At 29.9% G+C, this 26,281-nt stretch carries 24 protein-coding genes and 1 tRNA gene; 22 read left to right on the top strand and 3 right to left on the bottom strand.

What is annotated here, in order from left to right:
• Positions 1–9 precede the first annotated feature (9 nt).
• From grpE to HV819_RS08210, 5 genes are all read left to right on the top strand, one after another.
• A complete protein-coding gene (grpE, locus tag HV819_RS08230; protein WP_176269985.1) occupies positions 10–570 on the top strand; it encodes a nucleotide exchange factor GrpE in 561 nt (186 codons plus the stop codon).
• A gap of 12 nt (positions 571–582) precedes the next feature.
• A complete protein-coding gene (dnaK, locus tag HV819_RS08225) occupies positions 583–2,397 on the top strand; it encodes a molecular chaperone DnaK (RefSeq protein ID WP_154541105.1) in 1,815 nt (604 codons plus the stop codon).
• Positions 2,398–2,582: 185 nt separating this feature from the next.
• Positions 2,583–3,695: a molecular chaperone DnaJ gene (gene dnaJ / locus HV819_RS08220; RefSeq protein ID WP_176269984.1), complete on the top strand. Its 1,113-nt coding sequence runs from the start codon at positions 2,583–2,585 to the stop codon at positions 3,693–3,695.
• Positions 3,695–4,990 (top strand): tRNA (N(6)-L-threonylcarbamoyladenosine(37)-C(2))-methylthiotransferase MtaB, encoded by a 1,296-nt coding sequence (gene mtaB, locus HV819_RS08215; protein WP_176269983.1) that lies wholly within the window; start codon positions 3,695–3,697, stop codon positions 4,988–4,990. Before dnaJ ends, mtaB begins: the two co-directional genes overlap by 1 nt.
• Before the next feature lie 160 nt (positions 4,991–5,150).
• Positions 5,151–6,605, top strand: a complete 1,455-nt coding sequence (locus tag HV819_RS08210) for a carbon starvation CstA family protein (protein WP_154541102.1) — start codon at positions 5,151–5,153, stop codon at positions 6,603–6,605.
• Positions 6,606–6,656: 51 nt separating this feature from the next.
• Here the strand turns inward: HV819_RS08210 and HV819_RS08205 are convergent.
• A tRNA-Thr gene (locus tag HV819_RS08205) sits at positions 6,657–6,731 on the bottom strand.
• 94 nt (positions 6,732–6,825) lie between these two features.
• Here HV819_RS08205 and HV819_RS08200 point away from each other — a divergent pair.
• From HV819_RS08200 to HV819_RS08120, 17 genes are all read left to right on the top strand, one after another.
• Positions 6,826–7,980: a hypothetical protein gene (locus HV819_RS08200; RefSeq protein WP_154541101.1), complete on the top strand. Its 1,155-nt coding sequence runs from the start codon at positions 6,826–6,828 to the stop codon at positions 7,978–7,980.
• A gap of 138 nt (positions 7,981–8,118) precedes the next feature.
• Positions 8,119–10,206: a Tex-like N-terminal domain-containing protein gene (locus HV819_RS08195; protein WP_176269982.1), complete on the top strand. Its 2,088-nt coding sequence runs from the start codon at positions 8,119–8,121 to the stop codon at positions 10,204–10,206.
• 3 nt (positions 10,207–10,209) lie between these two features.
• Complete coding sequence (locus tag HV819_RS08190; protein ID WP_154541099.1) at positions 10,210–10,698, top strand: PTS sugar transporter subunit IIA; 489 nt, start codon at positions 10,210–10,212, stop codon at positions 10,696–10,698.
• A 74-nt stretch (positions 10,699–10,772) separates the two neighbouring features.
• A complete protein-coding gene (locus tag HV819_RS08185) occupies positions 10,773–12,491 on the top strand; it encodes a proline--tRNA ligase (protein ID WP_176269981.1) in 1,719 nt (572 codons plus the stop codon).
• The gene (locus tag HV819_RS08180) at positions 12,482–12,778 is read left to right on the top strand and encodes a thioredoxin domain-containing protein (protein WP_154541097.1); all 297 of its coding nucleotides are present in this window, start codon (positions 12,482–12,484) and stop codon (positions 12,776–12,778) included. The genes HV819_RS08185 and HV819_RS08180 overlap by 10 nt, the downstream gene beginning before the upstream one ends.
• A 9-nt stretch (positions 12,779–12,787) precedes the next feature.
• Positions 12,788–13,657 (top strand): class II fructose-1,6-bisphosphate aldolase, encoded by an 870-nt coding sequence (fba, locus tag HV819_RS08175; protein WP_154541095.1) that lies wholly within the window; start codon positions 12,788–12,790, stop codon positions 13,655–13,657.
• A 50-nt stretch (positions 13,658–13,707) separates the two neighbouring features.
• Positions 13,708–15,051, top strand: coding sequence for a transcription termination factor Rho (gene rho / locus HV819_RS08170; RefSeq protein ID WP_154541093.1), 1,344 nt, complete (start codon positions 13,708–13,710; stop codon positions 15,049–15,051).
• Between the two features lie 64 nt (positions 15,052–15,115).
• Complete coding sequence (locus HV819_RS08165; RefSeq protein ID WP_154541091.1) at positions 15,116–15,706, top strand: TVP38/TMEM64 family protein; 591 nt, start codon at positions 15,116–15,118, stop codon at positions 15,704–15,706.
• Positions 15,707–15,770: 64 nt separating this feature from the next.
• Entirely contained in the window at positions 15,771–15,977 is a 207-nt protein-coding gene (rpmE, locus tag HV819_RS08160; protein ID WP_154541089.1) for a 50S ribosomal protein L31, read from the top strand.
• A 56-nt stretch (positions 15,978–16,033) separates the two neighbouring features.
• Positions 16,034–16,825 carry a peptide chain release factor N(5)-glutamine methyltransferase gene (gene prmC / locus HV819_RS08155; protein ID WP_154541087.1) on the top strand — a complete coding sequence of 264 codons (792 nt, stop codon included), beginning with the start codon at positions 16,034–16,036 and terminating at the stop codon, positions 16,823–16,825.
• A 9-nt stretch (positions 16,826–16,834) separates the two neighbouring features.
• Positions 16,835–17,908, top strand: coding sequence for a peptide chain release factor 1 (prfA, locus tag HV819_RS08150; RefSeq protein WP_154541085.1), 1,074 nt, complete (start codon positions 16,835–16,837; stop codon positions 17,906–17,908).
• Entirely contained in the window at positions 17,909–18,913 is a 1,005-nt protein-coding gene (locus HV819_RS08145) for a cation diffusion facilitator family transporter (protein WP_154541083.1), read from the top strand.
• Positions 18,885–19,922 (top strand): L-threonylcarbamoyladenylate synthase, encoded by a 1,038-nt coding sequence (locus HV819_RS08140; protein WP_154541081.1) that lies wholly within the window; start codon positions 18,885–18,887, stop codon positions 19,920–19,922. The genes HV819_RS08145 and HV819_RS08140 overlap by 29 nt, the downstream gene beginning before the upstream one ends.
• A 10-nt stretch (positions 19,923–19,932) precedes the next feature.
• Positions 19,933–20,562, top strand: coding sequence for a uracil phosphoribosyltransferase (upp, locus tag HV819_RS08135; RefSeq protein ID WP_154541079.1), 630 nt, complete (start codon positions 19,933–19,935; stop codon positions 20,560–20,562).
• 9 nt (positions 20,563–20,571) lie between these two features.
• Positions 20,572–21,849, top strand: a complete 1,278-nt coding sequence (gene murA, locus HV819_RS08130; RefSeq protein WP_154541077.1) for a UDP-N-acetylglucosamine 1-carboxyvinyltransferase — start codon at positions 20,572–20,574, stop codon at positions 21,847–21,849.
• A 1-nt stretch (position 21,850) separates the two neighbouring features.
• Entirely contained in the window at positions 21,851–24,004 is a 2,154-nt protein-coding gene (recD2, locus tag HV819_RS08125) for an SF1B family DNA helicase RecD2 (RefSeq protein WP_176269980.1), read from the top strand.
• Positions 24,001–24,633 carry a ComF family protein gene (locus HV819_RS08120; protein ID WP_154541073.1) on the top strand — a complete coding sequence of 211 codons (633 nt, stop codon included), beginning with the start codon at positions 24,001–24,003 and terminating at the stop codon, positions 24,631–24,633. The genes recD2 and HV819_RS08120 overlap by 4 nt, the downstream gene beginning before the upstream one ends.
• A gap of 36 nt (positions 24,634–24,669) precedes the next feature.
• Here HV819_RS08120 and scfB read toward each other — a convergent pair whose 3' ends face one another.
• A complete protein-coding gene (gene scfB / locus HV819_RS08115) occupies positions 24,670–26,055 on the bottom strand; it encodes a thioether cross-link-forming SCIFF peptide maturase (RefSeq protein WP_176269979.1) in 1,386 nt (461 codons plus the stop codon).
• A gap of 65 nt (positions 26,056–26,120) precedes the next feature.
• Positions 26,121–26,270, bottom strand: coding sequence for a six-cysteine ranthipeptide SCIFF (scfA, locus tag HV819_RS08110; RefSeq protein ID WP_154541069.1), 150 nt, complete (start codon positions 26,268–26,270; stop codon positions 26,121–26,123).
• Between the last annotated feature and the right edge of the window lie 11 nt (positions 26,271–26,281).

Below are 26,281 nucleotides of genomic sequence, written 5' to 3'. Positions count from 1 at the left end.
GTGTTTAAGGTGGACAATGAAAAAAAGCATGATGAGAATGTTGAAAATACAGAAGAATTAGAAGAAATCGAAGCTGAAATTGTTGATGAAGATGGAGAAGTTAATGAAGCTTCAGGAGAAGATGAAGAAACTCCAAAAGAAGTCGAAGAAGAATTAATTGAAAATGAATATAAAGATAAGTATCAAAGATTATTAGCAGAGTTTTCAAATTATAAAAAAAGGGAAGAAAAGGCTAGAATAGAATTTAAAAAGTTTGCTTCATCAAAGTTAATTGAAGAGTTATTACCAGTTTTAGATAACTTTGATAGGGCACTTAAAGATACAGACAAAAATGATTCTTTTGTTAAAGGAATAGTAATGACAAGAGATTCATTATGGAAAGTTTTAGAAAAAGAAGGACTTGCGGAAATTGAATCAGATAATGTTGAATTTGATCCAAATTTCCACCACGCATTTCAAACAGAAGAAAACGAAAATTTCAAATCAAATTATATTATAGAGACATATCAAAAAGGATATACCCTTAATGATAAAGTTTTAAGACCAAGTATGGTAAAAGTTGCAAAATAGGAGGATTTATTTATGGCAAAAATTATAGGAATTGACTTAGGAACCACAAACTCAGCGGTTGCAGTACTTGAAGGTGGAGATTCAACAATAATCCCTAACTCAGAAGGTAATAGAACAACACCATCAGTTGTAGCATTTACAAAAGATGGAGAAAGACTTGTGGGAGAAACTGCTAAAAGACAAGCAATAACAAACCCAGATAGAACAATTTCATCAATAAAAAGACAAATGGGTACAGATTATAAGACAAATGAAATAGATGGAAAATCATATACTCCAGAAGAAGTTTCAGCTATGATTTTACAAAAACTTAAGGCTGATGCAGAAAGTTACTTAAATGATAAAGTTACAGATGCAGTAATTACAGTACCTGCATATTTCTCAGACTCACAAAGACAAGCTACAAAAGATGCTGGCAAGATTGCAGGACTTAATGTTCAAAGAATTATAAATGAACCAACTGCAGCAGCCCTAGCTTATGGTATGGATAAAGAAACAGATCAAGCTAAGATAATGGTTTATGACTTAGGTGGTGGTACATTTGATGTATCAGTGCTAGAAGTTGGTGATGGAGTATTTGAAGTATTAGCTACAAGAGGAAACAACAAACTAGGTGGAGATGATTTTGATAATAAATTAGTTGAATACCTAGCAGGTGAATTTAAAAAAGAAACTGGTGTTGATTTAACAAAAGATCTTACAGCTATGCAAAGACTAAAAGATGCAGCTGAAAAGGCTAAAAAAGAATTATCTTCAACAAAGACAACTAATGTAAACTTACCATTTATTACAGCTGTAGATGGTCAACCAGTTCACTTAGATATAACAGTAACAAGAGCTAAATTTGAAGAAATAACAAGAGACTTAGTTGAAGCTACAAGAGGACCAGTAGAAGAAGCTTTAAAGGATGCATCAGTATCTGCATCTGAAATCCAAAAGGTACTAATGGTTGGTGGTTCATCAAGAATTCCAGCAGTACAAGAATTAGTAAAAGATATTATTGGAAAAGACCCACAAAAAGATATTAATCCAGATGAATGTGTTGCTTTAGGTGCAGCTATTCAAGGTGGAGTTTTATCAGGAGATGTAAAGGATATACTATTAGTTGATGTTACACCACTTTCATTAGGAATTGAAACTTTAGGTGGAGTTACAACAAAGCTTATAGAAAGAAATACATCAATACCTACAAAGAAATCTCAAATATTTACAACTGCAGCAGATGGACAAACTGATGTAGATATCCATGTATTACAAGGTGAAAGAGAAATGGCAGCGGACAATACTACATTAGGTAGATTCCAACTTACAGGAATACCAGCTGCAAGACGTGGGGTTCCACAAATAGAAGTTACATTTGATATAGATGCCAATGGTATTGTAAATGTGTCTGCAAAAGACCAAGGAAGTGGAAAAGAACAAAAAATTACAATCACATCATCAACAAATCTTACAGATGAAGAAATTGATAAAAAGGTAAAAGAAGCAGAGAAATTTGCTGAAGAAGATAAGAAGAAAAAAGAAGCTATTGAAATTAAAAATAATGGTGAATCATTAGCTTACCAAGCTAGAAAAACCCTAGAAGACGCTAAAATTGAAGGCGAAGAAAAAGAAAGAATTGAAGGAAAAATTAAAGACCTTGAAGATAGCTTGAAAACTGATGATACAAATAATATCAAGGCTAAAACAGAAGCTCTTCAAGAAGAAATATACGCTATGAGTGAAAAAATGTACAAAAACACTCAAGGAACAAATTCTAACGAAAATTCAGGAAATGATGATAATGTAGTAGATGCTGACTATGAAGTTGTAGATGATGAAGAGTAATAAACAAAAAAATAAAGAATAGGGGATAAATGTCCCTTATTCTTTATTATTATTTTTAAGATATAATTTAATTTTTTTATCAAATAAGGTATAATAAATAAGCTTAAGATAAAAGTATAAAATTATAAATTAAAAGATTAAAAAATAAATTAGTGATAATTTATTTTTTTTGTATTGGAGGATAAATGAAAAACCCATATGAAGTATTGGAGATAGGTCAAGATGCAAGCTCGGCAGATATAAAAAAAGCATATAGAAAGCTTGCAAAAAAATACCATCCAGACTTAAATCCAGATGATGAGACTGCTACAGTAAAATTTCAAGAAATAAATGAAGCTTATGAAATTCTATCAGATCCTCAAAAGAAAAGACGCTATGATACTTATGGTTCTGCTGCATTTGAAAATGGAGCGGCGGGAAGTGGAGGATTTTCTTCGCAAGGATTTGGAGGATTCGACATATTTGGAGATTTTTTTGGAGATATATTTAATCAAGGAAGAAGCCAAAATATAAAAAGACCAAGAAAAGGTGGAGATATCCAACAAGTTTTAAACCTATCTTTCAAAGAGGCTTGTTTTGGAATAAAAAAAGAAGTTCAAGTAAGAAGAGAAGTAGAGTGTGAAACTTGTCATGGCTCTGGTGCAAAAGATTCTAGTAAAAAACACACATGTGATAAATGTCATGGTACTGGAGTTATAAATAATATAAGTCAAACCCCTTTTGGAACAGTATCAAGACAAACTACTTGTGATAAGTGTCATGGTGAAGGTGAAATAATCGAAGAAAAATGTGATGTTTGTCATGGTCAAGGAAGAGTTTATAAGAGTGAGAAAATAAAGGTAGATGTACCAAGTGGCGTTGAAAATGATTCTGTAATAAGAATAGTTGGCAAGGGTCATGCTGGTGTTAATGGTGGTCCATTTGGAGATCTTTATATTATATTAAAGGTTGAGGACCATGAAATATTTAAAAGAGACGGACTTGATATTTACTATGAGATGCCAATTTCATTCCAAACAGCTACCTTAGGTGGAAATATCGATATACCAACACTTACAACTACTCAAGAATATCATATACCTGAAGGAACTCAAACTGGCACTAGGTTTAAACTTAAAAATGAAGGAATAAAATCCAACAAAAGACAAGGTGATCTTTATTTTTATGTAAAAGTTATAACGCCAACAAATCTTTCTAAAGAACAAAAAGAAAAGCTTAAAGAATTTGCAAAAGTTTCTGGAGATGTAGTAAAAGAAGATAAGAACTTTTTCGAAAAATTAAAGGATTTATTTGACTGATGAATAAAACATTTAATATTAAAACTCTAGGTTGCAAGGTTAATCAATACGAATCAGAAGCTATAGAAGAAATATTTAAAAAACGAGGCTTTGAAAAACGTGAAGAAAACGCAGATATCTACGTTATAAACACCTGTACTGTAACCAATATGAGTGATAGAAAATCAAGACAAATAATATCAAGGGCAAGACGTGAAAATAAGGATGCTATCATTGCAGTCATTGGATGTTATTCCCAAGTTAAGGCTGATGAGGTCAAAGAAATTGAGGGAGTAGATATAATTCTTGGTTCAAGAAATAAAGAAGAAGTAGTTGATCTTTGTGTAAAATTTATAGAAGATCAGATAAAAACTGAAAATGTAGAGGATTTTACCAAGAAAGAGTCAATAGAAGATTTAGAAATTTCGAAGCAATCAGATATGACCCGTGCATATATAAAAATTCAAGATGGATGTAATATGTATTGTTCATATTGCTTAATTCCTTATGCAAGGGGAAATATAGCATCGAGAGATTTAGTTTCCATAATAAATGAAGCTAAAAGGTTAAGAGATAATGGATATAAGGAAATAGTCCTAACTGGAATACATGTTGCAAGCTATGGTAAAGATTTTGATATAAAGATTTCATTAATAGATGTTATAGAGCATATTGCAAAGATTGATGGAATAGAAAGAATTAGACTTTCATCGATGGAGCCAAGACATATTACGAAAGATTTCTTAGAAAGAATGAAGGCTTGTAAAAAAGCTTGTGATCATTTTCATCTTTCCCTACAGTCAGGATCTGATGAAATATTAAAATTAATGAATAGAAAGTATGATACAAAATTATACAAAAAAAAGGTTGACCTAATTAGAGAAGTTTTTCCAAATGCAGGCATAACAACAGATATCATAGTTGGCTTTCCTAACGAGACTGAAAAAAATCATGAAGAAACCAAAGAATTTATAAAAGATATTAAATTTTCTAAAATTCATCTTTTTAAATATTCTAAAAGAGATGGTACAAAGGCTTCAACTATGAAAAATCAAGTAAATGGAAATGTTAAAAAGAGAAGATCAAAAGAGCTTTCTGAAATTGAAAAAGAAAATACAAAAGATTTCCTTAAAAAACAAATAGGAAAAACTTTATCAGTTCTTTTTGAAACAAAAACAGAGCTTAAAGGATTTAAATCTGGTTATTCTACAAACTATTTAAGAGTCCATACAAAGGATGATGTAAAAGTAAATGATATAAGGAATGTGAAAATTATATCTTATAAGGAAGATTATCTTATAGGTGAAATTTTTTAAAAAACCTAGTCAATTTAGATTTTTTTATTCTAAATATGACTAGGTTAATTTTTTTGTCAATAATTAACGATAATTTTCTATTTGTTTGTAAAAAGATTGAAATTATCAATTAAAAGTTTTATAATAAAAATGAATTATTAGTACTAATATAGGAGGTACAATGTTATTATTTTTTATAGGACTTATAATCCTTTTTGTAGGTGGAGTTTTATATTCTAAACTAGTAGAGAATCAATTCCAACCTGATGATAGAGAAACTCCAGCCATTAAAAAGGCTGATGGAGTCGATTATGTTACGATGAGTAAGAAGAAAAATTGGCTAATCAATTTATTAAATATAGCAGGAACAGGACCAATTCTTGGACCTATTCAAGGTATATTATTTGGACCAATTGCTTTTTTAGCTATTCCTTTGGGTTGTGTATTTGCAGGTGCAGTTCATGATTATTTTACAGGAATGATTTCAATGAGAAATGGTGGAAGCCAAGTTCCAAAGCTTGTAGGAAAATATTTAGGAAGTAATATTAGAAGAGTTTATAATGTAATTATTGCGGTTTTGTTACTACTTACAGGAACAGTTTTTGTATATACACCAGGAGATCTAATAGCAAACGATATACTAGGACTTGATCCTAATTCAAATGTTATATGGATTATCTATGGTATCATTTTCTTATACTACATATTATCAACTGTTCTCCCAATAGATAAGATTATCGGTAGAATTTATCCAATATTTGGAGCTTTTTTACTAATTTCATCTATTGGAGTATTTATAGGTATACTAATAAAAGGTCTTCCTCATTTACAATTCGAAGGATATGGACTACTATATAATCATCCTCAAGGACAAAAATTCATACCTTCATTTTTTATTACTGTAGCTTGTGGTATACTCTCAGGATTTCACGGTTCTCAAGTAACTCTTGTTTCAAGAACTATATCAAGTGAGAAAGAGGGAACTAGCGTATTTTATTCAGCTATGATAACTGAAGGTTTTATAGCTATGATTTGGGCTGCGGGTGCTCTAGTATTATTTTCTACAGGTGCTGCTGCTCTTGATACAGCTGGAACACTAATGGTTGGACAAATCTCAAGAAACTTTATGGGAAATATTGGAGGTTATCTTGCTATTATAGGTGTAATAGCTCTTCCAATTACAAGTGGGGATACCGCTTTTAGATCACTAAGACTTATAATATCTGAAGAATTAAATATCAATCAAAAATCAAATTCAAAAAGAGCCATGGTTGCAGCTACACTATTTATACCAGCCATAGCTATATTATTCTTTGCAAAGTCAAATCCTAATGGATTTAATATTCTTTGGAGATATTTTGGATTTACCAATCAATTTGTTGCAATCTTTGCTTTAGGTGTGGCAACATCTTATTTAATAACTAAAAATAAAAACTACCTAATGACACTTATTCCTGGAATATTCTATACATTTATAGTATTTTCATTTATAACTAATGCAAAGGGAATTGGTTTTGGTTTAGATATTAAAATATCTTATATTATAGGTGCAGTCTTAGCCATACTTTATGCTGTATTTATAGTAAGAAATTCAAGAAAAAATAGAGATAGAATAAATAGTATAGTATTAGAATAATTCAAAAATAGAGACTGTTGCATTTGCAATAGTCTTTTTTTTATAAAAAAATGGTGCTGGAAACAGGACTTGAACCCGCAACCTTTTGTTTACGATACAATTGCTCTACCATTGAGCTATTCCAGCATAATTATATTATACGAAAATATTTAAAATATTCAATAAATATAGATTTAGACTTTTTATTTAATTTTGGTATAATTATTTCAAAGGTGGTTTTATGAATAATTTAAATTATGATGAAATATTAAATTTCTTAAATCAAAGAAATATATCTATTATTTTAATAACTGCCCTAGTTTTAATAGTGGTATTATTACTACTTACAAGGTTATTTGTTAAACTAGGTTTGTTTTTGTTGGTCTTTACTTTTGTAATTGACAATATAATAAAGCTAATTCCAATAGATATATATGAGATTTACCCTATTACTTTTATTACAATAAAGATTTTATATATTGTGGGATTTATAATATTTTTATTAAAAGTAATAAAAAATATAAGAAAAAATAAGGCTAAGAAAGAGTACTATGAGGATAAGAATTTAAAACTTACAAAAAAAGATAATCCTATAAAAAGATTTTTTAGATATACGGGATCTCTTCCATTCTTACTAATGCTAATTTTAAATATTCTTATAAATACAGAAAATAATACCTACCAAAGCATAATCACTGCTCTTACTTCACTTTCATTTCTATTTATGGTATTTACCAGTCTATTTAATACCTACAAAAGGATTGATATGAAAAAGTATAATGATAATAGAATGAGATTTGATGACTTGAAAGGTTTTTTTAAAAAAAATAAAAAATCTAATAAAAATGCTGACAGAAAAATTTTAAAAACTGATAAAGCTAATATAAATAAGGATGAAACCATAAGACTTGATAAAGAAGAAATAAGAAAAGATGTAGAAAACTCTGACAAAAGAATTAATACTTATTTAAATGATTTGGAAAAAGATTTATATGATATAGATTTGTTTTCTATGATAAATCTAGAAAACACCACTAATATTAGTCTTATAACTTTGACAAATCTTAAAACTGGGCAGAAGAAATCTTATGAGTCTAATAAGGCAAAAGTAGTTATAAAAGAAGATATAGAATATAAGGTGGACTTAGAATTTGAAAATTACAATGATTATGATTATGGAAGATTTATTGACTTACTTATAGAATATTCTCAAAATAAAAGTAAGTTTAAATTTCAACTTGACCTAATTCCACAAAATATGACAAATTCTAAAATAGTCCTATACGACCCATCAAACCTTTATGAACTAGATAAAAAATTTAATAGACAGTTTCAAGGAAAGACAATCTCTATGAATTTCCCAAAATATAAGATTAATTTCATACAAGAAAACTAGTAAGCTCCCCAAATCCTAAGATTTGGGGTATTTTAATTTAAAAAAAGGAGTATAGTAATAGTATAAATACATAATTAATTTTGAAATATAGGATTTAATTTTCCTATATTTTTGTAATTTAAGGATAAGGAGAGCTTAATGGATATTTCAAAGATTCTTTCGAAAGAATTAAATATAGACAAAAAAAGAATAGATTCTGCTATAAGACTTTTAGATGAAGGATCTACTGTAGCTTTTATAGCAAGATATAGAAAAGAGGAAACTAAATCACTAAAAGATACTGAAATAAGAGAGATAGAAAAGGGATTATTAAGACTTAGGAACTTTGAAAAAAGAAAAGAAGAGATAATACAATCTTTAAGAAACCAAGAAAAACTTAGTGATGAACTTAAAGATAAAATAGAGGATTCAAAAACTATAACTGAGCTTGAAGATATATATGCCCCATTTAAGAAAAAAAGAAAAACAAGAGCTGATAGGGCAAAAGAACTTGGTTTAAATGAACTTTTAGATAAGATTTTTACTAAGGCAAAGCAAGAACAAGATGCAATAGAGTTTGCCAAAGACTATTTAAAAGAAGGAATAGATTCTACTGAAGATGCTATAAAAATGTCTTTAGATATTTTGGCCGAAGATATAGCAAATAATATTGATGTTAAAAATATAATAAGGCGTGATGGTTTCATTAGGGCAAGGATTGAGGCTGAAAAGAAAGAAGATGACAAAGCTTTATATGAAAATTATTATAATTTTTCTGAAAAAATAAAAAATATTAAGCCTTTTCAAATTCTTGCCTTAAATAGAGCTGAAAAAAATGACAACTTATCGGTGAAATTTACTTTCACAGATACTTATAATAAGACTTTAATTAAAAATTTATATGAGGCTAAAAATCCTTATTTGGAAGGATTGTTAAGTGATACCATAGATGATTCCTATAAAAGACTATTACTACCATCTATTACAACAGAGATTAGAAATAAGTTGATAGAAGAAGCAGAAGATGAGTCTATAAAGATTTTCTCCAAGAATTTAAAACCTTACATACTTCAAAGACCCATAAAAGATAAAAATATAATAGGGCTTGATCCTGGTTTTAGGACAGGTTGCAAGGTTGCAGTTATAGATAAGAATGGAAAATATCTTGATCAGGCTGTAATTTATCCAGTAAAACCCAAAGAAGAGGTAAGAAAGTCTATAAACACATTAAAAAAACTTATTGAAAAATATAAGGTAAGTCTTATAGCATTAGGTAATGCAACAGCAAGCAGGGAAACGGAAAAGGTAGTAAATGAGCTTTTAAAAGAAGTTAACGGTGTAAGCTATGCCATAGTAAATGAGGCTGGTGCAAGTGTTTATTCTGCATCAAAACTAGGTGAAGAAGAGTTTCCTGAGCTTGATGTAACTATAAGAGGAGCAGTTTCTATGGCAAGAAGACTACAAGATCCAATGGCAGAACTTGTAAAAATTGACCCAAAGCATATTGGAGTTGGTCAATATCAACATGACATAAATCAAAAAAAACTTGATGATGAACTTGAAAAAGTAGTAGAAGATAGTGTAAATGAAGTCGGGGTCAATATGACCAATGCCTCCTATAAACTTTTATCATATGTATCTGGTCTTAATTTAAATCTAGCCAAAAGAATTGAGAAAGCATTTAAAAATGGAGAACTAAAAGAAAGACGTGATTTAAAAAATGTAAAAGGACTTGGAGAAAAGACATACAAAATGGCAGCAGGATTCTTAAGATTTCCTGACTCACCAAATTTTTTAGATAATACCGCAGTTCATCCTGAAAGTTATAAAATAGCCGAAAAAATTAAAGATATAGATTTAAATGATGTAAACTTAGAAAATTTAAGTAAAGAACTTAAAGTTGGGGTATTAACATTAAAAGATATAATAGAAGAGTTAAAAAAGCCAGGACGTGATCCTAGGGATGAACTTCCAGAAGTAATTACTAAAGGTGAAGTTTTATCAATTGATGACTTAAAAATTGGAGATGAACTTACAGGAACTGTAAGAAATATCACAGAGTTTGGATCCTTTGTAGATATAGGTGTTGGAATAGACGGCCTTGTTCATATATCAAATATGAGTGATAAGTTTATAAAAGATCCAAATGATATTGTTAAAAACTCTGATATAATTAAGGTAAGAGTAATTGAAATAGATAAGAAAAGAGAAAGAATTGGCTTATCAATGAAAAATATAAAGGAGTAAAAGATGTTTGATTTTTTAAAAAGAAAAAAAGAAAAAAAGGAATTATCTATAATAAAACCAGTAAATGGAGAAATTATAGAGTTAAAAGAAGTTCCAGATCCAGTATTTGCTGAGAAAATGGTGGGGGATGGTTTTGCAATTAAACCTGTTGATGGTGAAGTTTATGCACCGGTTACAGGTGAGGTTACGCTTCAGCCAGAAGGATACCATGCAATAGGTATAAAAACTGAAGAAGGTATAGAAGTGCTTGTTCATTTTGGTCTTGAAACAGTTGAACTTAAGGGAGAGGGATTTACTCCACATGTAAAAGTTGGTGATAAGGTAAAAGCAGGAGAGAAAGTTTTATCTGTAGATATAGAAACTATCAAAGATAAGGTTCCATCAATCATAACACCATGTATTGTAGCAAATTTAGAAGATAATAGTTTATCAGAGATTAATTTTGACGCAGGTCTTAATGAAGAGGTTCAAAAGGTTATAATAGAAGATTAATTGAAAAAACTTCTTGTATGTGATAATATTTTTAAGGAATTATAATAATAATAAATATATACTTTGGAGGATAAATGAGATTATCGAACTATTATATGCCTACATTAAGAGATGATCCTCAAGATGCAGAAACGCAAAGTCATAAACTGTTGGTAAGGGGAGCTTTTATAAGAAAAAGCTCATCAGGAGTTTATTCCTACTTGCCATTAGGTATGAAAGTTATAAATAAAATAGAAAGTATAGTAAGAAAATCTATGGAAAAATATGATTCTATAGAAGTTACTACGTCTGTACTTCAATCAAGGGATATATGGGAGAAGTCTGGTAGGTGGCAAAATTTTGGACCTGAAATGTTTAAACTTATAGACAGACATGATAGAGAGTATTGTTTAGGACCTACTGCCGAGGAGCAATTTACTACACTTGTAAAAGATGAATTAAATTCATACAAGCAATTGCCACTAAATCTTTTTCAAATAGTGTCTAAATTTAGAGATGAAAAAAGACCTAGATTTGGTATTAATAGATCAAGAGATTTTATTATGAAAGATGCCTATTCTTTTGATAAGGATATGCAAGGACTTGAAAAATCATATCAAAAAATGTGGGATGCTTATGTAGATGTATTTGATCAACTTGACCTTGACTATAAGATAGTTGAAGGTGATTCAGGTGCTATGGGTGGAAATAAGTCTCATGAGTTCATGGCTCTTGCAGAAACTGGAGAAGGTGAAATCTTCTATACAGAAAATTCAGATTATGCGGCTACAGATGAATCAGCTAAATTTTTCTTGGAAATTGATGAAAATGAAGAACTAAAGGAAATAGAATTAGTTGAAACAAAGGATGCTAAAACCATAGAAGAAGTTTCAAACTTTCTAAGTGTAAATAAAGAAAAATGTGCTAAGGCTGTTGACCTATTAGTTAGAGGAGAACCGGTTCTTGTTATAGTTCCTGGAGATAGGGAATTAAATATGGCAAAACTTATAGCCTATCTTCAAGTTCCAGAACATGAAATCGAAATGATGGATGATATAACTATCAAAAAAATCACAGAAGCAGAACCTGGATTTACAGGTCCTAAAGATTTAAAAGAAAATGTAAGAGTAATTATAGATAGATCCATAACAAGGTATAAAAACTTGGTTATAGGAGCAAATAAAACCGACCACCACTTTATAAATGCAAACTATAAAAGAGATTTTGATGGAGAAATTGCAGAAGATTTATTAACAGCCAAAGAAGGAGATTTATCACTTGACTCTAAGGAAAAGCTTAAGAAAGCTCGAGGAATAGAAGTTGGTAATATCTTTCAGCTAGGAACAAAATATTCTGAAAGTCTTGAGGCTTACTTCTTAGATGAAAATGGTAAGCAAAAGCCATTTAGTATGGGTTCTTATGGTATAGGTATAACAAGGTCTATTTCGGCAATTATTGAACAACATTATGATGAATATGGAATAATATGGCCAACTAAAGTTGCACCTTTTCATGTGTGGATTACACTTGTAAATAATAATAATGAAGAACAAAGAAATCTTGCAGAAAAAATTTATCAAAACCTTTTAAATGAGGGGATAGAGGTTATGCTAGATGATAGAAAAGAAAGAGCTGGAGTTAAGTTTAACGACAGAGACTTAGTTGGAGTTCCTTATAGAATTACTGTAGGTAAAGATAGTAAGGATGATATTGTTGAATATTCAAAAAGAAGTGATATGAAAAATAAAAAAATATCTTCAAAGGAAGCAATTTCAGAAATTATAGAAGCAGTAAGAGAAGATTTATGCAAATAATTAAAGATAAATTGTCAAACGATTTGATTTTTAGTCTTATTAAGGATAATAAGGAGGTGACAGCTTTATTTCATGCAAATTGGTCATCTTTTTCAAATAAAATTAAGGAAGAATTTTTAAAAGAAAATGAAGATCAATATAAAGATAAGGCAAAAATTATTATAGATATTGACAAAAATAGAGAATTAATGCAAAAATTGGGTATTAATCAAATACCATCCTTGGTTATATTTACCAAGGATAGTCTAAAGAAAAATGATTTCAATATAAAGACTATAAATTTATAAGGAGTTAATATGTTAGTAAATGCAAAAGAAATGTTAAACAAAGCTTATGAGGGTGGATACGGAATTGGTCAATTTAATATAAACAACCTAGAATGGACCAAGGCTATACTTGAGGCTTGTCAAGAAAAAAATACTGCTGTAATTCTTGGTGTATCTGAAGGTGCTATGAAATATATGGGTGGCTTTAATACAGTTGCAAAAATGGTAGAAGGACTCGATAAGGATTTAAATATAACAATTCCAGTGGCTCTACACTTAGATCATGGTTCATATGAAGGAGCAAAAAAAGCACTTGAAGCTGGATTTACTTCTATAATGTTTGATGGTTCACATTTTCCAATTGAAGAAAATATAGAAAAAACCAAAGAAATTGTAGAACTTGCTCATGCTAAAAATGTTTCAGTTGAAGCTGAAGTAGGTGGAATTGGAGGCGAAGAAGACGGAGTTATATCAAATGGTGAACTTGCTGATCCAAAAGAATGTAAGCAAGTTGCAGATCTTGGAGTTGATTTTTTAGCAGCAGGTATTGGTAATATTCACGGAGTTTATCCTGAAGATTGGAAAGGACTTAACTTCGAAAGACTTGAAGAAATCAAAGAAGCGGTTGGAAAACTTCCACTAGTACTTCATGGCGGTACAGGAATTCCTGAAGAACAAGTTAAAAAAGCTATTGAAAGAGGAGTTTCAAAAATCAATATAAATACAGAATGTCAAATTGTATTTACTGAGGCTACTAGAAAATACTTTGAAGAGAACAAGGATAAAGAGAAAAAAGGATTTGATCCTAGAAAAGTCTTAAAACCTGGTTTTGAAGCAATCAAAGACAAGGTACGTGAAAAAGTAGACTTCTTTGGAGGAGAAAATTCTGCAGATAAATAAAAAGTTTCGGAGCCTAAGGCTCCGGATATTTTTTATTAAGAAGGAAATATATGGAAATAGATATTAATAATTTAGAACATTTAAAACTTGATGAGCTTAAAAAGATTGGAAAGTCATTAGATATAAAAGCTATAAGCTCATTTAGAAAAAACGAACTTATAGAAAAAATTAGGGATATATACAATGAAGATGGCAAAAAGAATGGAGAAAATTCATCTGATGATAATGACTCTTCATTTGATCTTGGAGAAAAATTTAATTGTGAAGGGCTTTTAGATCTTCATGAAGATGGCTTTGGTTTTTTAAGAACAGCCCTTTATGAATCAAGCAATGATGATATATATGTTTCCCCAAAACAAGTAAAAATGTTTAGACTTAAAACTGGAGATTTCATCAAGGGAATAGCCAGAGAAAAAAGAGATAGAGATAAATTTTCACCCTTAATTTTCGTTTCAGATGTTAATGGCCTTAAGGCTGCCGACGCTTTTAATAGATCAAATTTTGAATTACTTACACCAATTTATCCAAATCAAAAACTAAAACTCGAAACAAATAAAAATAATATTTCTCAAAGAATTATTGATATAATATCACCTATAGGTAGGGGACAAAGAGGACTTATAGTTGCTCAACCTAAGGCTGGCAAAACTACCTTAATAAAGGATATTGAGTATGCTCTTGAAAAAAATTTTGATGATTTAAAAATTCTAGTTCTTCTTATAGATGAAAGACCAGAAGAGGTAACGGATTTTAAGAGATTTGTAAACCAATATAGGGATAAAAATAATGAATTAATGAGAACTGAAGTTGCTGCATCAACCTTTGATAAACCACCTCAAAACCATATTTATATGCAAGAGATGGTATTAGAAAGGGCAAAAAGATTGGTAGAAGATAATAAAGATGTGGTAATTTTACTTGATTCAATTACAAGGCTTGCGAGAGCATATAACATTATGACTCCACAATCTGGAAGAACTCTTTCAGGGGGATTAGACCCACTTGCTTTAGTAGGACCTAAAAAATTTTTCGGGGCAGCAAGAAATATAGAAAATGGAGGATCTTTAACAATAATAGCCACTGCTCTTATTGATACAGGTTCTAGGATGGATGATATGGTTTATGAAGAATTTAAAGGAACGGGTAATATGGAATTACACCTTGATAGAAAACTTGCTCAAAGGAGAATTTTCCCAGCCATTGATATAGAAAAATCATCTACTAGAAAAGACAATTTATTATTGTCTGAAAAAGAAGAAGAAGCTGCTTATAAACTTAGAAATTCTGATATGAGAGATAAAATTGAATTTACAAATGAATTCTTAAGCCTATTGTCAAAAACATCAACTAATGATGAATTTATAGAACTTATAAATAAAACTTACAAAAATTAAGCATATTTTTCTTGTATAACAAAATATAGCAGAAAGTGAAATTAAATTTTGATTAGGAGTTTTTATGAAAATAAAAACAAAAAGCATAATTAATATAATTAGTATTTTAATAATACTCATATCTATATATTTAGGGTATAGGGGATATAAGATGAATATATTTACATCTGTTGAAAGCCTACAAAAGCTTCTTAAGTCATATGGTATTTGGGCTCCTATGATTTTTATGCTTTTACAGATTATACAAATTGTTATTCCTGTTATACCAGGAGGGATTACTACAGCCTTTGGAGTAGTAATGTTTGGTCCTTTGTGGGGCTTTATCTATAATTATATTTCTATATGTATAGGTTCAATGATTGTCTTTTTTATATCAAGATTTTTCGGTAAAGAAATAGTCTTATCAATATTTGGAGAAGAAAGTTTCGAAAAGTATGGAAAATGGTTAAATCATGATAAATATGATAGGTTTTTTGCTTGGGCTATACTTTTACCTGTAGCACCTGATGATTTTCTATGCTATTTTTCAGGTTTAACTAATATGAAATTTTCGACTTTTGCAAAAATAATTCTATTTTGTAAACCACCATCAATCTTTATCTATTCTATGGGTCTTGTTTTGGGAATAAAAACTATATTTAAAAATTTTGCTTGAAAGATATAAATCCTTATGGTATAATAACTATTGCTTATTGAAAGAGACAAGAAGAGGTGTTTATATGAAAAAAGAACTACATCCAGAATACCACCAAGCAAAAGTTACTTGTACATCATGTGGTAATGAATTCACTGTTGGTTCAACAGAAGAAGAGATAAAAGTTGAAGTATGTTCACAATGTCACCCATTTTATACAGGAAAACAAAGATTTTCTGATCGTGGTGGTAATGTAGAGAAGTTCAATAGAAAATATGGAAGAAATAAATAAGGTTAGATTCTCTAACCTTATTTTTTATATACTTAAGAAAATATTAGAGAATACTTATGAAAGTAAGATGTTTTTTAGAAAAATATGGAAATGATGCAGCACTTATTCTTTCATATTTGCTAGATACAAATAAAAACAATCTATATCTTTATCCTGAAAAGGAATTAAGTAAAGAGATAGAAAATGAACTAATAAAAATATTAAAAAAGATACAAAAGGGATATCCACTCCAATATGCAATTGGTAAGTGGAATTTTTATGGTCTAGATCTTTATGTAGATAAAAGAGCTCTTATACCAAGATTTGAAACGGAAATTCTAGTTGAAGAAATTCTAAAAGAACCATTTAAAAAGGAAAAAATACTTGATATTGGTTGTGGAAGTGGGGCTATAAGTCTAGCTTTGGCAAAAAAATTAGAAAAATCAAGGATTATAGGATGTGATATTTCAAAAGATGCTCTTGAATTATCGAATTTAAATAAATCTAAACTTAAATTAAACAATGTAGAATTTATCTATAGTGACTTATTTTCAAATATAGATGAAAAGTTTGACTTAATAGTGTCAAATCCACCTTACATAAATAAAGATGATTATGAAAATTTGGAGGAGAAATTATATTATGAGCCTAAAAACGCTCTTTACGGTGGAGAAGATGGTTTATATTTTTATAGGCAGATAATTTCTAAAGCCAAGTATTTTCTCAATAAAAATGGTAAAATATACTTAGAGATAGGATATAACCAAAAAAATCCTCTTATCCAGCTTTTAAAAGATGAGGGATATAAAAATATAAAAGCAATAAAAGATTATAATGATTTTGATAGGATTTTATCATCAAATATCTAAGGAGGATATATGTTAGAAAATCTAGAACATATGAAAGAAAATTTTAAACAATTGGAGAAAAAACTTGCAGATCCAGAAGTTTTATCAGACTCTGATAAGTTTAAAAAAGTTTCAAGAGAATACAATCAATTAAAACCTATAGTAGAAAAATACAATCAAATTAGAGAAGCTGAGAATATGATTGAAGAAAACAGTGAGCTTTTAAAAGAGGCTGAAGATAAAGAAATGATTGATCTACTTAAGGCTGAGATTGATGAAAACAAGAATAAACTAGAAGTATATAAAGAAGACTTAAAAGTCTTATTAATACCGAAAGATCCTAACGACCACAAGGATGTAATTGTTGAAATTAGAGCAGGAGCTGGTGGAGATGAAGCTGGTCTTTTTGCTGGTAATCTTTATAGGATGTATCATATGTACTCTGATAAGCAAGGTTACAAAACAGAAGATATTAATGTATCAAGCCAAGGAATTGGTGGAGTTAAAGAAGCGACTTTTCTAGTTAGAGGAGAGGGCGCTTATTCAAAGCTTAAGTATGAATCTGGAGTTCATAGGGTTCAAAGGGTTCCAGAAACTGAATCTGGTGGTAGAATCCACACATCTACTGCAACTGTTGCAGTTTTGCCTGAAGCTGATGAGGTAGATGTTAAGATAGATCCTAATGATATAAGAGTTGATGTATATAGGTCTAGTGGTAATGGAGGTCAAAGTGTAAATACAACAGATTCAGCAGTAAGACTTACCCATATACCTTCAGGTCTTGTAGTAACTTGCCAAGACGAAAAATCTCAGATTAAGAACAAAGACAAGGCTATGAGAGTTTTAAGATCTAGATTATATGAGCTTGAAGAACAAAAACGTCAAAAGGAAATATCAGATAATAGAAAATCTCAAGTAGGTACTGGAGATCGTTCAGAAAGAATTAGAACCTATAATTATCCGCAAGGAAGAATTACAGATCACAGAATTAATAAGACAATCTATCAACTAGATGACTTTTTAAATGGAAATATAGAAGAGATGATAGAATCTCTGATAACTGAAGATCAAGCAAGAAAACTTGAAACAATGGGAGAAGAATAATTGTTTAAATTCCTTAGCAAAATTTATGTTAAAGACTATAAGAATTATAAGAATGGGAGTGTTAGGCTTAAACTTATATCACTTTCAGGTCTTGTAGGTGTTCTGATAAATGCTCTATTATTTATTATAAAAATTACTATAGGTATATTATCATCATCTCAAGCTATAATTGGTGATGCCTTTAATAATATGTCTGATTCGCTTACTAGCTTTATAACCTTAATAGGTGCAAAGGCAAGTAATAAGCCAGCAGATAGTGGACATCCTTATGGTCATGGTAGGAGTGAATATATAGCAAGTTTTCTTGTATCAATTTTTATAATGTTTATAGGATTTGTTCTTTTTATAAATTCTATAAAGAGTTTCTATAAAGGAGATATACCTAGGCTTAGTTTTATAGCACTTATAATATTAATTTTTTCTTTAACTTTTAAAATCTATATATACTTATTAAATAAAAAATTAAATAAAATGCTTGATTCACAACTCAATTATGCTGTAATGATAGATGCAAGGAATGATATTTTATCTACTATATCTATTATTATTTCAGTAATTGTACAAAGATATATAGATTTCAACTTAGATTCAATAATTGGTATTATACTTGCTGTAATTGTATTTAAGCCGGGTTTAGATCTTTCCTTAGAAACTATGGATAAGCTATTAGGAAGGGGAGTAAGCCCTGAACTTCATAAAAAAATAGAAACAATAATTTTAGAAGGCGATTTAATAGAAGGATATCATGATTTAAATATTCACGAATATGGTAGGGGTAAACTAACTGGCTCATGTGATGTAGAAGTTCCATCTAATATAAGTGTAGGTATTATGCATCAGGCTGTTACAGACGTTGAGGTAAGGCTAAAAAATGAGTTAAATATATCTATAACCATACACATGGATCCAACTTATTGTTTAACAGAAAACGAAGAAAATAAAAAGATAATTGAAAGATTAAGAAAGTCAGTGGAAAATGGAAACAAAGATATTGAAGATAGATAGGAATAATGTTGACTATTCCTATCTTAAAAAAGCAGGAAATTTAATAAAAATGGGAGAATTGGTTGCCTTTCCTACAGAAACAGTATATGGTTTAGGAGCTGATGGACTAAATGAAAAGGCCGCAGCTAAAATATTTAAGGCAAAAAATAGACCGGCTGATAATCCTTTAATTTTACATATATCAGAAAACGAAGAACTTATTGACTTGGTTGAGAAAGTTGATGATAAGACTAAATATCTTATTAACAATCTTTGGCCAGGGCCACTGACTGTTATACTCAAAAAGAGTTCAAAAATACCTGCTATAATAACAGGTGGAGGCGATACTGTTGCTGTAAGAAGGCCAAAAGATGAGCTTGCGAGATTATTTATAAAAGAGTGCAATACACCTATAGCAGCTCCTTCGGCAAATATATCAGGAAGACCATCACCAACAAATGCAAGTGATGTATACTATGATATGAATGGAAGAATTTCTTTGATACTCGATGGAGGAGAAAGTGATATAGGTATAGAATCTACAGTAATAGACATGAGTTTAGATAAGCCTTGTATACTAAGGCCTGGTTTTTATACTTATGAATATATAAAAGAATTTATACCTGAAGTTTGCTTGGATGATTCTTTAGTTGATGATTCGAAAGTTCCTAGATCTCCTGGTCAAAAATATAAACACTATGCCCCAAAAGCTAGGATGGAAGTTTATGTTGGAGATAAGAGTATAAGTTTAATAAAAGATTTAGCGAAAAAAGAAAGTGAGAAGGGGAACAAGGTAGGAATTTTAGTATTTAATGATTATCTAGATGAGTTTTCAGATTATTATACCTTATCATTAGGGAATAAGGATAGGCTTATCGAGATGAGCCATGTATTATTTCAGGCACTAAGAGATCTTGATAGAAATTCTTGTGATATAATATTAGCCCAAGGTGTTGAAGATATAGGTTTGGGTAAAAGTATAATGAATAGAATGAAAAAATCAGCGTCAGGAAATGTGAATTATTTATAAAGGAGAAATGATGGGCAAAGTTACAGTACTAGATCATCCAGTGATCAAACATAAAATTTCGATACTAAGAGATAAAAATACAGGGAGTAATGAATTTAGGTCTATTATTAGGGAAATTACAATCCTTCTTGCATATGAGGCAAGTAAGGACTTTACAGTTGAAGAATATGACTTAAATACACCAATCTGCGCTACTAAAGGATATAGGCTTTCAGGCAAAAAACTTGGCATTATACCAATACTTCGTGCTGGACTTGGAATGGTTGATGGACTTATTGAAGTCTTTCCAGCTGCAAGAATTGGACATATTGGTATGTATAGAGACGAAGAGAGTTTGAAACCTGTAGAATACTATTTAAAAATACCTAAAGATTCCAATAAAAGGGATATGTTAGTTATAGATCCTATGCTTGCAACAGGAGGCTCTGCTTGTGATGCTATTCAAAGATTAAAAGAAAAGGGGTGCACATCATTAAAATTACTTAATATTATTGCTGCACCTGAAGGAATTAAAAAAGTTCAAAAGGAACATCCAGATGTAGATATTTATATAGCACAATTAGATGAGAAATTAAATAAGGATGGTTATATAGTGCCAGGACTAGGTGATGCTGGAGATAGGCTTTTTGGAACAAAGTAGGGGTATTATATGGTGAACAAAGAAATATTATTAGTTAGGGATAATGGACCTTTAAGGGGAGAGGTCTCAATTTCAGGAGCGAAAAACTCAGCTCTACCAATACTTGCTGCAAGTATCTTGGCTACAGAAGAAGTCATTTTGGATGAAGTTCCAAAGCTTAAAGATATTGAAGTAATGGTAGAAATATTAAGGAGTTTAAATGCAAAAGTTGAATATATATCAGATACTTCCTTAAAAATCGATGCTTCAAAGGTAGATAAATATGAAACACCATTTGAATTAATGGATAAGATGAGGGCATCTTTTATAGTAATGGGTCCACTACTTGCAAGATTTGGACATGCTATTACAAAGGCACCAGGCGGATGCAATATTGGAAAAAGACCAATAGATCTTCACCTTAAAGGTTTTGAATCTTTAGGAGCCAATACAACAATGAATCATGAAGAAATATCTTCATTGGCAAAATGTGGGCTAAAAGGAGATGTGATTTATCTAGATTTTCCATCAGTTGGAGCTACAGAAAACATAATGATGGCAGCATGTCTTGCTGAAGGTGAAACTGTAATAGAAAATGCAGCGAAAGAGCCTGAAATAGTAGATTTGGCTTCATTTTTATCAAAAATGGGGGCTGATATTATTGGAGCAGGTACATCTAATATTATTATTAAAGGTGTAGAAAAACTTAAAGGAACAAGACATACCATAGTTCCTGATAGGATAGAAGCGGCAACTTATATGTTAGCAGCAGCTATTACTAAGGGTGATATCCTAGTTAAGAATGTCATAGGGAGCCATATCAGGCCAGTTATAGCAAAGCTTATAGAGATGGGAACTCATGTAGAAGAGATTGATGATGAAGATATGATTAGGGTAAGAACTGATAAAAGGCTTAAACCAACTACAATCAAAACTTTACCATATCCTGGATTTCCTACAGATGTCCAATCACAATTTATGGCATTAATGACAGTGTGTAATGGAGAATCATCAGTAGTTGAAACTGTTTTTGAAAATAGGTTTATGCATGTAGATGAACTTAAAAAAATGGGAGCAGTAATAGTAACTGAAGGTAATAGAGCAGCAATAGTTGGTGTAGATAAGCTTCACGGAGCAGAAGTAAAGGCAACAGACCTAAGAGCAGGAGCAGCTTTAATTTTAGCAGGACTTGTAGCAGAAGGTGAAACAATGATATCTGATATTTATCATATAGATAGAGGATATAGCGACTTAATTAAAAAATTCACTAATCTTGGAGCTAAAATTGAAAGAAAACAGGTAATATAAAATGAAATTTGAAGGCATAGTTAAAAGTATTATTTATAGAAATGAAGAAAACGGATACACAGTATTATCTTTAGAAACTTTTGATTCTCCTATAATATGTACTGGAACTATGCCTTTTTTTAATGAAGAAGACAATATAGAGATTATTGGTGATATTATTTATCATGAAAAATATGGCGAGCAAATTAATGTAAAAGAAGCAAGGTTAAAAAAGCCCTCAGGTAAAAAAGCTATAATTAATTTCCTATCAAATGGTAGTATTGAATCTATAGGTAAAAAAACAGCCGAGCTTATCTATGATAAGTTTAAGGATGAGTCCATAGATATAGTTTTTAATAATCCTGATAAACTCTTATCTATTAATGGTATAGGTAAAAAAAAGCTTCAAAAGATAAAAGATTCAAGTGAAGCGGCAAGAGAGAGTAGAGAGGTACTTTTATATCTACAGTCCTTAGATATATCATATAATCTTTCAAATAAAATTTATAAAAACTATGGTGATGATACCATTAGCCTTATAAAAACTAATCCTTATAAGCTAAGTGAAGATATAAGAGGGATAGGTTTTCTTATGGCTGATAAGATTGCTTTAAATATGAAAATGGAAAGGGACTCTGATTTTAGGATATCTGCTGCTATTAACTATATACTTAAAAATGATGCTGATATGAGTGGTAATTGTACCATGCTTTTAGAAAAACTTATAGATGACGTATATGAATTAATAAAGGTAGATAAAGATATCATTAAAAAACAAATTTTATCGGATCAGCTAAATTCTAAAATTTTAATAATGGAATTTCAAGGAAATAAATATGTATATGAAAAAGAACTTTATAAGGCAGAAAAATCTTGTGCCATTCACCTATCAAGACTTAAAAATGAAGATTTTATATTTGATATTGATATAGATGAAAACTTTGAAGGCTTTTCGAAAGAACAAGAAGATGCCATAGATCAAGCCTTTAGAAATATGCTTTTAGTAGTAACTGGAGGACCAGGTACTGGAAAAACCACAATAATAAGAGCAATTACAAGGATACTTGAAAAAAATAATCTTAAATTTTTACTTGCAGCTCCTACAGGAAGAGCTGCAAAAAGAATGCAAGAATCAACTGATAAAAAAGCTCTTACAATTCATAGACTCGTGGGCATAAAACCTGATAGCCCAATTCCAGAATATAACGAAGAAAACCCTCTAATAACAGACTATATTATCTTAGACGAGGTATCTATGATTGATATAAGATTAATGGACACCTTACTAAGGGCAGTAAGTGATAAAACAGCCTTAATCCTTGTTGGAGATCATAATCAGCTTCCTAGTGTTGGACCTGGAAATGTCTTAAAAGATATACTAGAAACAAATATAAAAAATGTAAAACTTAAAAAAATCTTTAGACAGGCTAAGCAAAGTAATATTGTAGTAAATGCACATAGGATAAATGAAGGAAAATATCCTTATTTAAATCAAAAAAACAAGGATTTCTTTTTTATAGATTCAGATAAAAAAAACTTTATTAATGATATATTAAACTTGGTCAAATTAAGGCTGCCAAGCTATTATAAATTTGATCCAATAAATGATATCCAAGTTCTTGCTCCTAGTAAAAAGTCTGATTGGGGTACAGTCAATTTAAACCTTATTTTCCAAAAAGAGCTTAATAAGTCTAATTCACAGATTAAGGTCAATAATAAATTATATAGGATAAATGACAAAGTCATGCAAGTTAGAAATAATTATGACCTTGAAAGTGATGATCCATCGAATTTCGATGATGGGGTATACAATGGGGATATAGGTAGGATTATTGATATTGATGTAAAAAGAGAAAAGCTAAAGGTTGAATTTTATGATGGAAATATTGTAACTTATAAAAAAGATGATATAAAAGATTTAGACCTATCATATGCTATAACTATACACAAGTCGCAAGGTTCAGAATTTGACTGTGTAATTATACCAATGATGAGTACATCCTATATGCTTTTAAATAGAAATCTTCTATATACAGCTATAACAAGAGCAAAAAAGCTCGTTATACTTTTAGGGGAGAAGAGGATTTTAAAACAAATGGTGAATAATGATAGCCAGTCTAAAAGATTAACTAATCTTAGTTTTTGGATAAATGAGCTTGATAAGGTATTGAAATGATTTTAGATTTTTTATTTTTAGATGAAAATTTATGTTTATCATGTAAAAGGGAAACACATGAAATACATTTCTTATGTGAAGAATGTCTAGATAAGTTAGATTTTGTAGATAATGAATTTAAGATACTAGATTATAATACAAGAGTCTTATATTTTTACAATGATTTTATGGCAAATCTTATAGCTGATTATAAGTTTAATAGAAATACCTCACTTTATAAGGTATTTGGGTCTATGATTTATTCCTATTTAAAAGAAAAAAAACTATTTAATTTTGATTATATACTTGCAACACCTTCGTCAAAGTCAGTTTTAAATAAGAGAGGATTTGACCATATAAGATTAATTTGTGATTATTTTATAAAAGATTTAGGTATTAGTTATCTTGATTCTTTCAAAAAAATAAAAAATACCAAGGTCCAACATATTTTATCTAGAGAAGATAGGGAAGTGAACCTTAAGAATTCATTTTTTATAGATGAAGACTTAACTGGAAAATCGATATTGGTATTTGATGATATTATAACAAGTTCAAATACTATGAAGGAGATAATAAGAACTTTGGAAAAAAATAACCCAGATAGTATTGAAATAATTGCTCTTGCGTCAAGTCACAGAGTAAAAAAATAGTAGCTATTGCAAATTTAATTGCAACGGCTACTATTTTTAACTTATATCTTCTTCTTTTTCATTTTCTCTTAAGAATTCATGAATTTTTACAGCAAGAGCCATTTCTATTCTTTTCTTAAATACTTTGCATCCATAATCATAAATTTTATTGATATCGCCACCTGCATTAAAATTATTTGCAGCACAACCACCAGAACAATACATCTGTGCCCAGCAATCCCTACATTTTTTTTGGCTATAAAGGTTATTTTTCTTAAAATTAGAAATCAAGTCTTCTCTTTTTATACCATCATAAACATCTCCGATTTTGAAATTTTCGTTTCCGACAAATTGATGGCAAGGATATAAATCCCCTGTTGGAGTTACAGCCATATATTCAGAACCTGACCCACAACCAGATATTCTTTTATAAACACAAGGACCATTGTTTAAATCTATCATATAATGATAGAAGATAAACTTATTGTCCTTATCTACAGCTTCAATTAGCATATCAGCAAGTTTTTCATATTCATTATATATCTTTGGAAGATGTTCTTCCTTAAGTGCATAGTCCTCTTCACTGTTTCCAACAACTGGTTCAAGGGAGGTTCTCTTAAAACCTAGATTAAGATAAGTTTTTATATCTTCTGTAAAATCAAGGTTATTGGCTGTAAAGGTGCCCCTCATGTAATATTCTTTATCACCACGTTTTTCTACAAGTTTTTGAAATTTTGGAACAATCCTATCAAATGAGCCTCTACCATCTATAGTCTTCCTAAATTCATCATGTTTCTCCTTTCTTCCATCAAGAGAAAGAACAACATTTTTCATATTTTCATTTAGATAATCAATTTTTTCATCATCTAAAAGTACTCCATTGGTAGTAAGAGTAAAATTAAAGTGTTTATTATATTCTTCTTCCTTACTCCTTGCATAGTCAATAGTTTTTTTAACCAAGTCCCAATTTAAAAGTGGTTCACCACCGAAAAAATCAATATCAAGGTTAAAATGTTCTCCAGAATTTTTTAAAAGAAAATCTATAGCACTCTTTGCTACATCCCATGTCATTATTGCTTCAGGGCCATGGTATCTTCCGCCTTTAGCAAAGCAATACTCACAAGATAGGTTACAAGTATGGCTTACATTAAGGCACATAGCTTTAAGATAAGTTTTCTTATTATCTATATCAATAGTAATATCTTTAAAATCATCCTTTGAAAATAAAAGATTTTGATTTTTAAGGCTTTCTACTTCAGACAAGGTCTCTTCAAATTCCTCGTTTGATATATTATGTAGTTTTTGAATTTCTTTTTTTATGTATTTTTTATCCTTATCAAAAAGTTCTATAATATCATAAGTTATATCATCTACTAGATGAACAGAACCTGAATAGACATCTAGAACTATATTATAGCCCTTTGCTCTATATTGATGAATCATAATTTCTCCTTAAATTATAGTGAAATAGTCTAGATTAAGACCATAAAAAAATAAGGGTCATGCCCTTATTTATTTTTTGAGTTTACACATTCTTGATTTGCAACACCACAAGATGTTTTACAAGCTGATTGGCAAGATGTTTGACATTCTCCACATCCACCATCTTTTTTGCTTTTGTGAAGATTTCTTGTATTTAAAGTAATAATTCTTTTCATTTTTATCTCCT

The sequence above is a fragment of the Anaerococcus faecalis genome (genome assembly GCF_013371425.1).
In the GTDB taxonomy this organism is placed as follows: domain Bacteria; phylum Bacillota; class Clostridia; order Tissierellales; family Peptoniphilaceae; genus Anaerococcus; species Anaerococcus porci.
This window is presented reverse-complemented; position numbering and strand designations above follow the sequence as displayed.

Bases quoted from the DNA above. Each gene is read 5' to 3' on its own strand.
- murA (WP_154541077.1), top strand. From the start codon at position 20,572: ATGGTGAACAAAGAAATATTATTAGTTAGGGATAATGGACCTTTAAGG.
- fba (WP_154541095.1), top strand. From the start codon at position 12,788: ATGTTAGTAAATGCAAAAGAAATGTTAAACAAAGCTTATGAGGGTGGA.
- HV819_RS08190 (WP_154541099.1), top strand. From the start codon at position 10,210: ATGTTTGATTTTTTAAAAAGAAAAAAAGAAAAAAAGGAATTATCTATA.
- HV819_RS08210 (WP_154541102.1), top strand. From the start codon at position 5,151: ATGTTATTATTTTTTATAGGACTTATAATCCTTTTTGTAGGTGGAGTT.
- rho (WP_154541093.1), top strand. From the start codon at position 13,708: ATGGAAATAGATATTAATAATTTAGAACATTTAAAACTTGATGAGCTT.
- prmC (WP_154541087.1), top strand. From the start codon at position 16,034: ATGAAAGTAAGATGTTTTTTAGAAAAATATGGAAATGATGCAGCACTT.
- HV819_RS08165 (WP_154541091.1), top strand. From the start codon at position 15,116: ATGAAAATAAAAACAAAAAGCATAATTAATATAATTAGTATTTTAATA.
- HV819_RS08200 (WP_154541101.1), top strand. From the start codon at position 6,826: ATGAATAATTTAAATTATGATGAAATATTAAATTTCTTAAATCAAAGA.
- mtaB (WP_176269983.1), top strand. From the start codon at position 3,695: ATGAATAAAACATTTAATATTAAAACTCTAGGTTGCAAGGTTAATCAA.
- prfA (WP_154541085.1), top strand. From the start codon at position 16,835: ATGTTAGAAAATCTAGAACATATGAAAGAAAATTTTAAACAATTGGAG.
- scfB (WP_176269979.1), bottom strand. From the start codon at position 26,055: ATGATTCATCAATATAGAGCAAAGGGCTATAATATAGTTCTAGATGTC.
- HV819_RS08140 (WP_154541081.1), top strand. From the start codon at position 18,885: ATGGAAACAAAGATATTGAAGATAGATAGGAATAATGTTGACTATTCC.
- dnaK (WP_154541105.1), top strand. From the start codon at position 583: ATGGCAAAAATTATAGGAATTGACTTAGGAACCACAAACTCAGCGGTT.
- upp (WP_154541079.1), top strand. From the start codon at position 19,933: ATGGGCAAAGTTACAGTACTAGATCATCCAGTGATCAAACATAAAATT.
- HV819_RS08195 (WP_176269982.1), top strand. From the start codon at position 8,119: ATGGATATTTCAAAGATTCTTTCGAAAGAATTAAATATAGACAAAAAA.
- scfA (WP_154541069.1), bottom strand. From the start codon at position 26,270: ATGAAAAGAATTATTACTTTAAATACAAGAAATCTTCACAAAAGCAAA.
- rpmE (WP_154541089.1), top strand. From the start codon at position 15,771: ATGAAAAAAGAACTACATCCAGAATACCACCAAGCAAAAGTTACTTGT.
- dnaJ (WP_176269984.1), top strand. From the start codon at position 2,583: ATGAAAAACCCATATGAAGTATTGGAGATAGGTCAAGATGCAAGCTCG.
- HV819_RS08185 (WP_176269981.1), top strand. From the start codon at position 10,773: ATGAGATTATCGAACTATTATATGCCTACATTAAGAGATGATCCTCAA.
- HV819_RS08120 (WP_154541073.1), top strand. From the start codon at position 24,001: ATGATTTTAGATTTTTTATTTTTAGATGAAAATTTATGTTTATCATGT.
- HV819_RS08180 (WP_154541097.1), top strand. From the start codon at position 12,482: ATGCAAATAATTAAAGATAAATTGTCAAACGATTTGATTTTTAGTCTT.
- recD2 (WP_176269980.1), top strand. From the start codon at position 21,851: ATGAAATTTGAAGGCATAGTTAAAAGTATTATTTATAGAAATGAAGAA.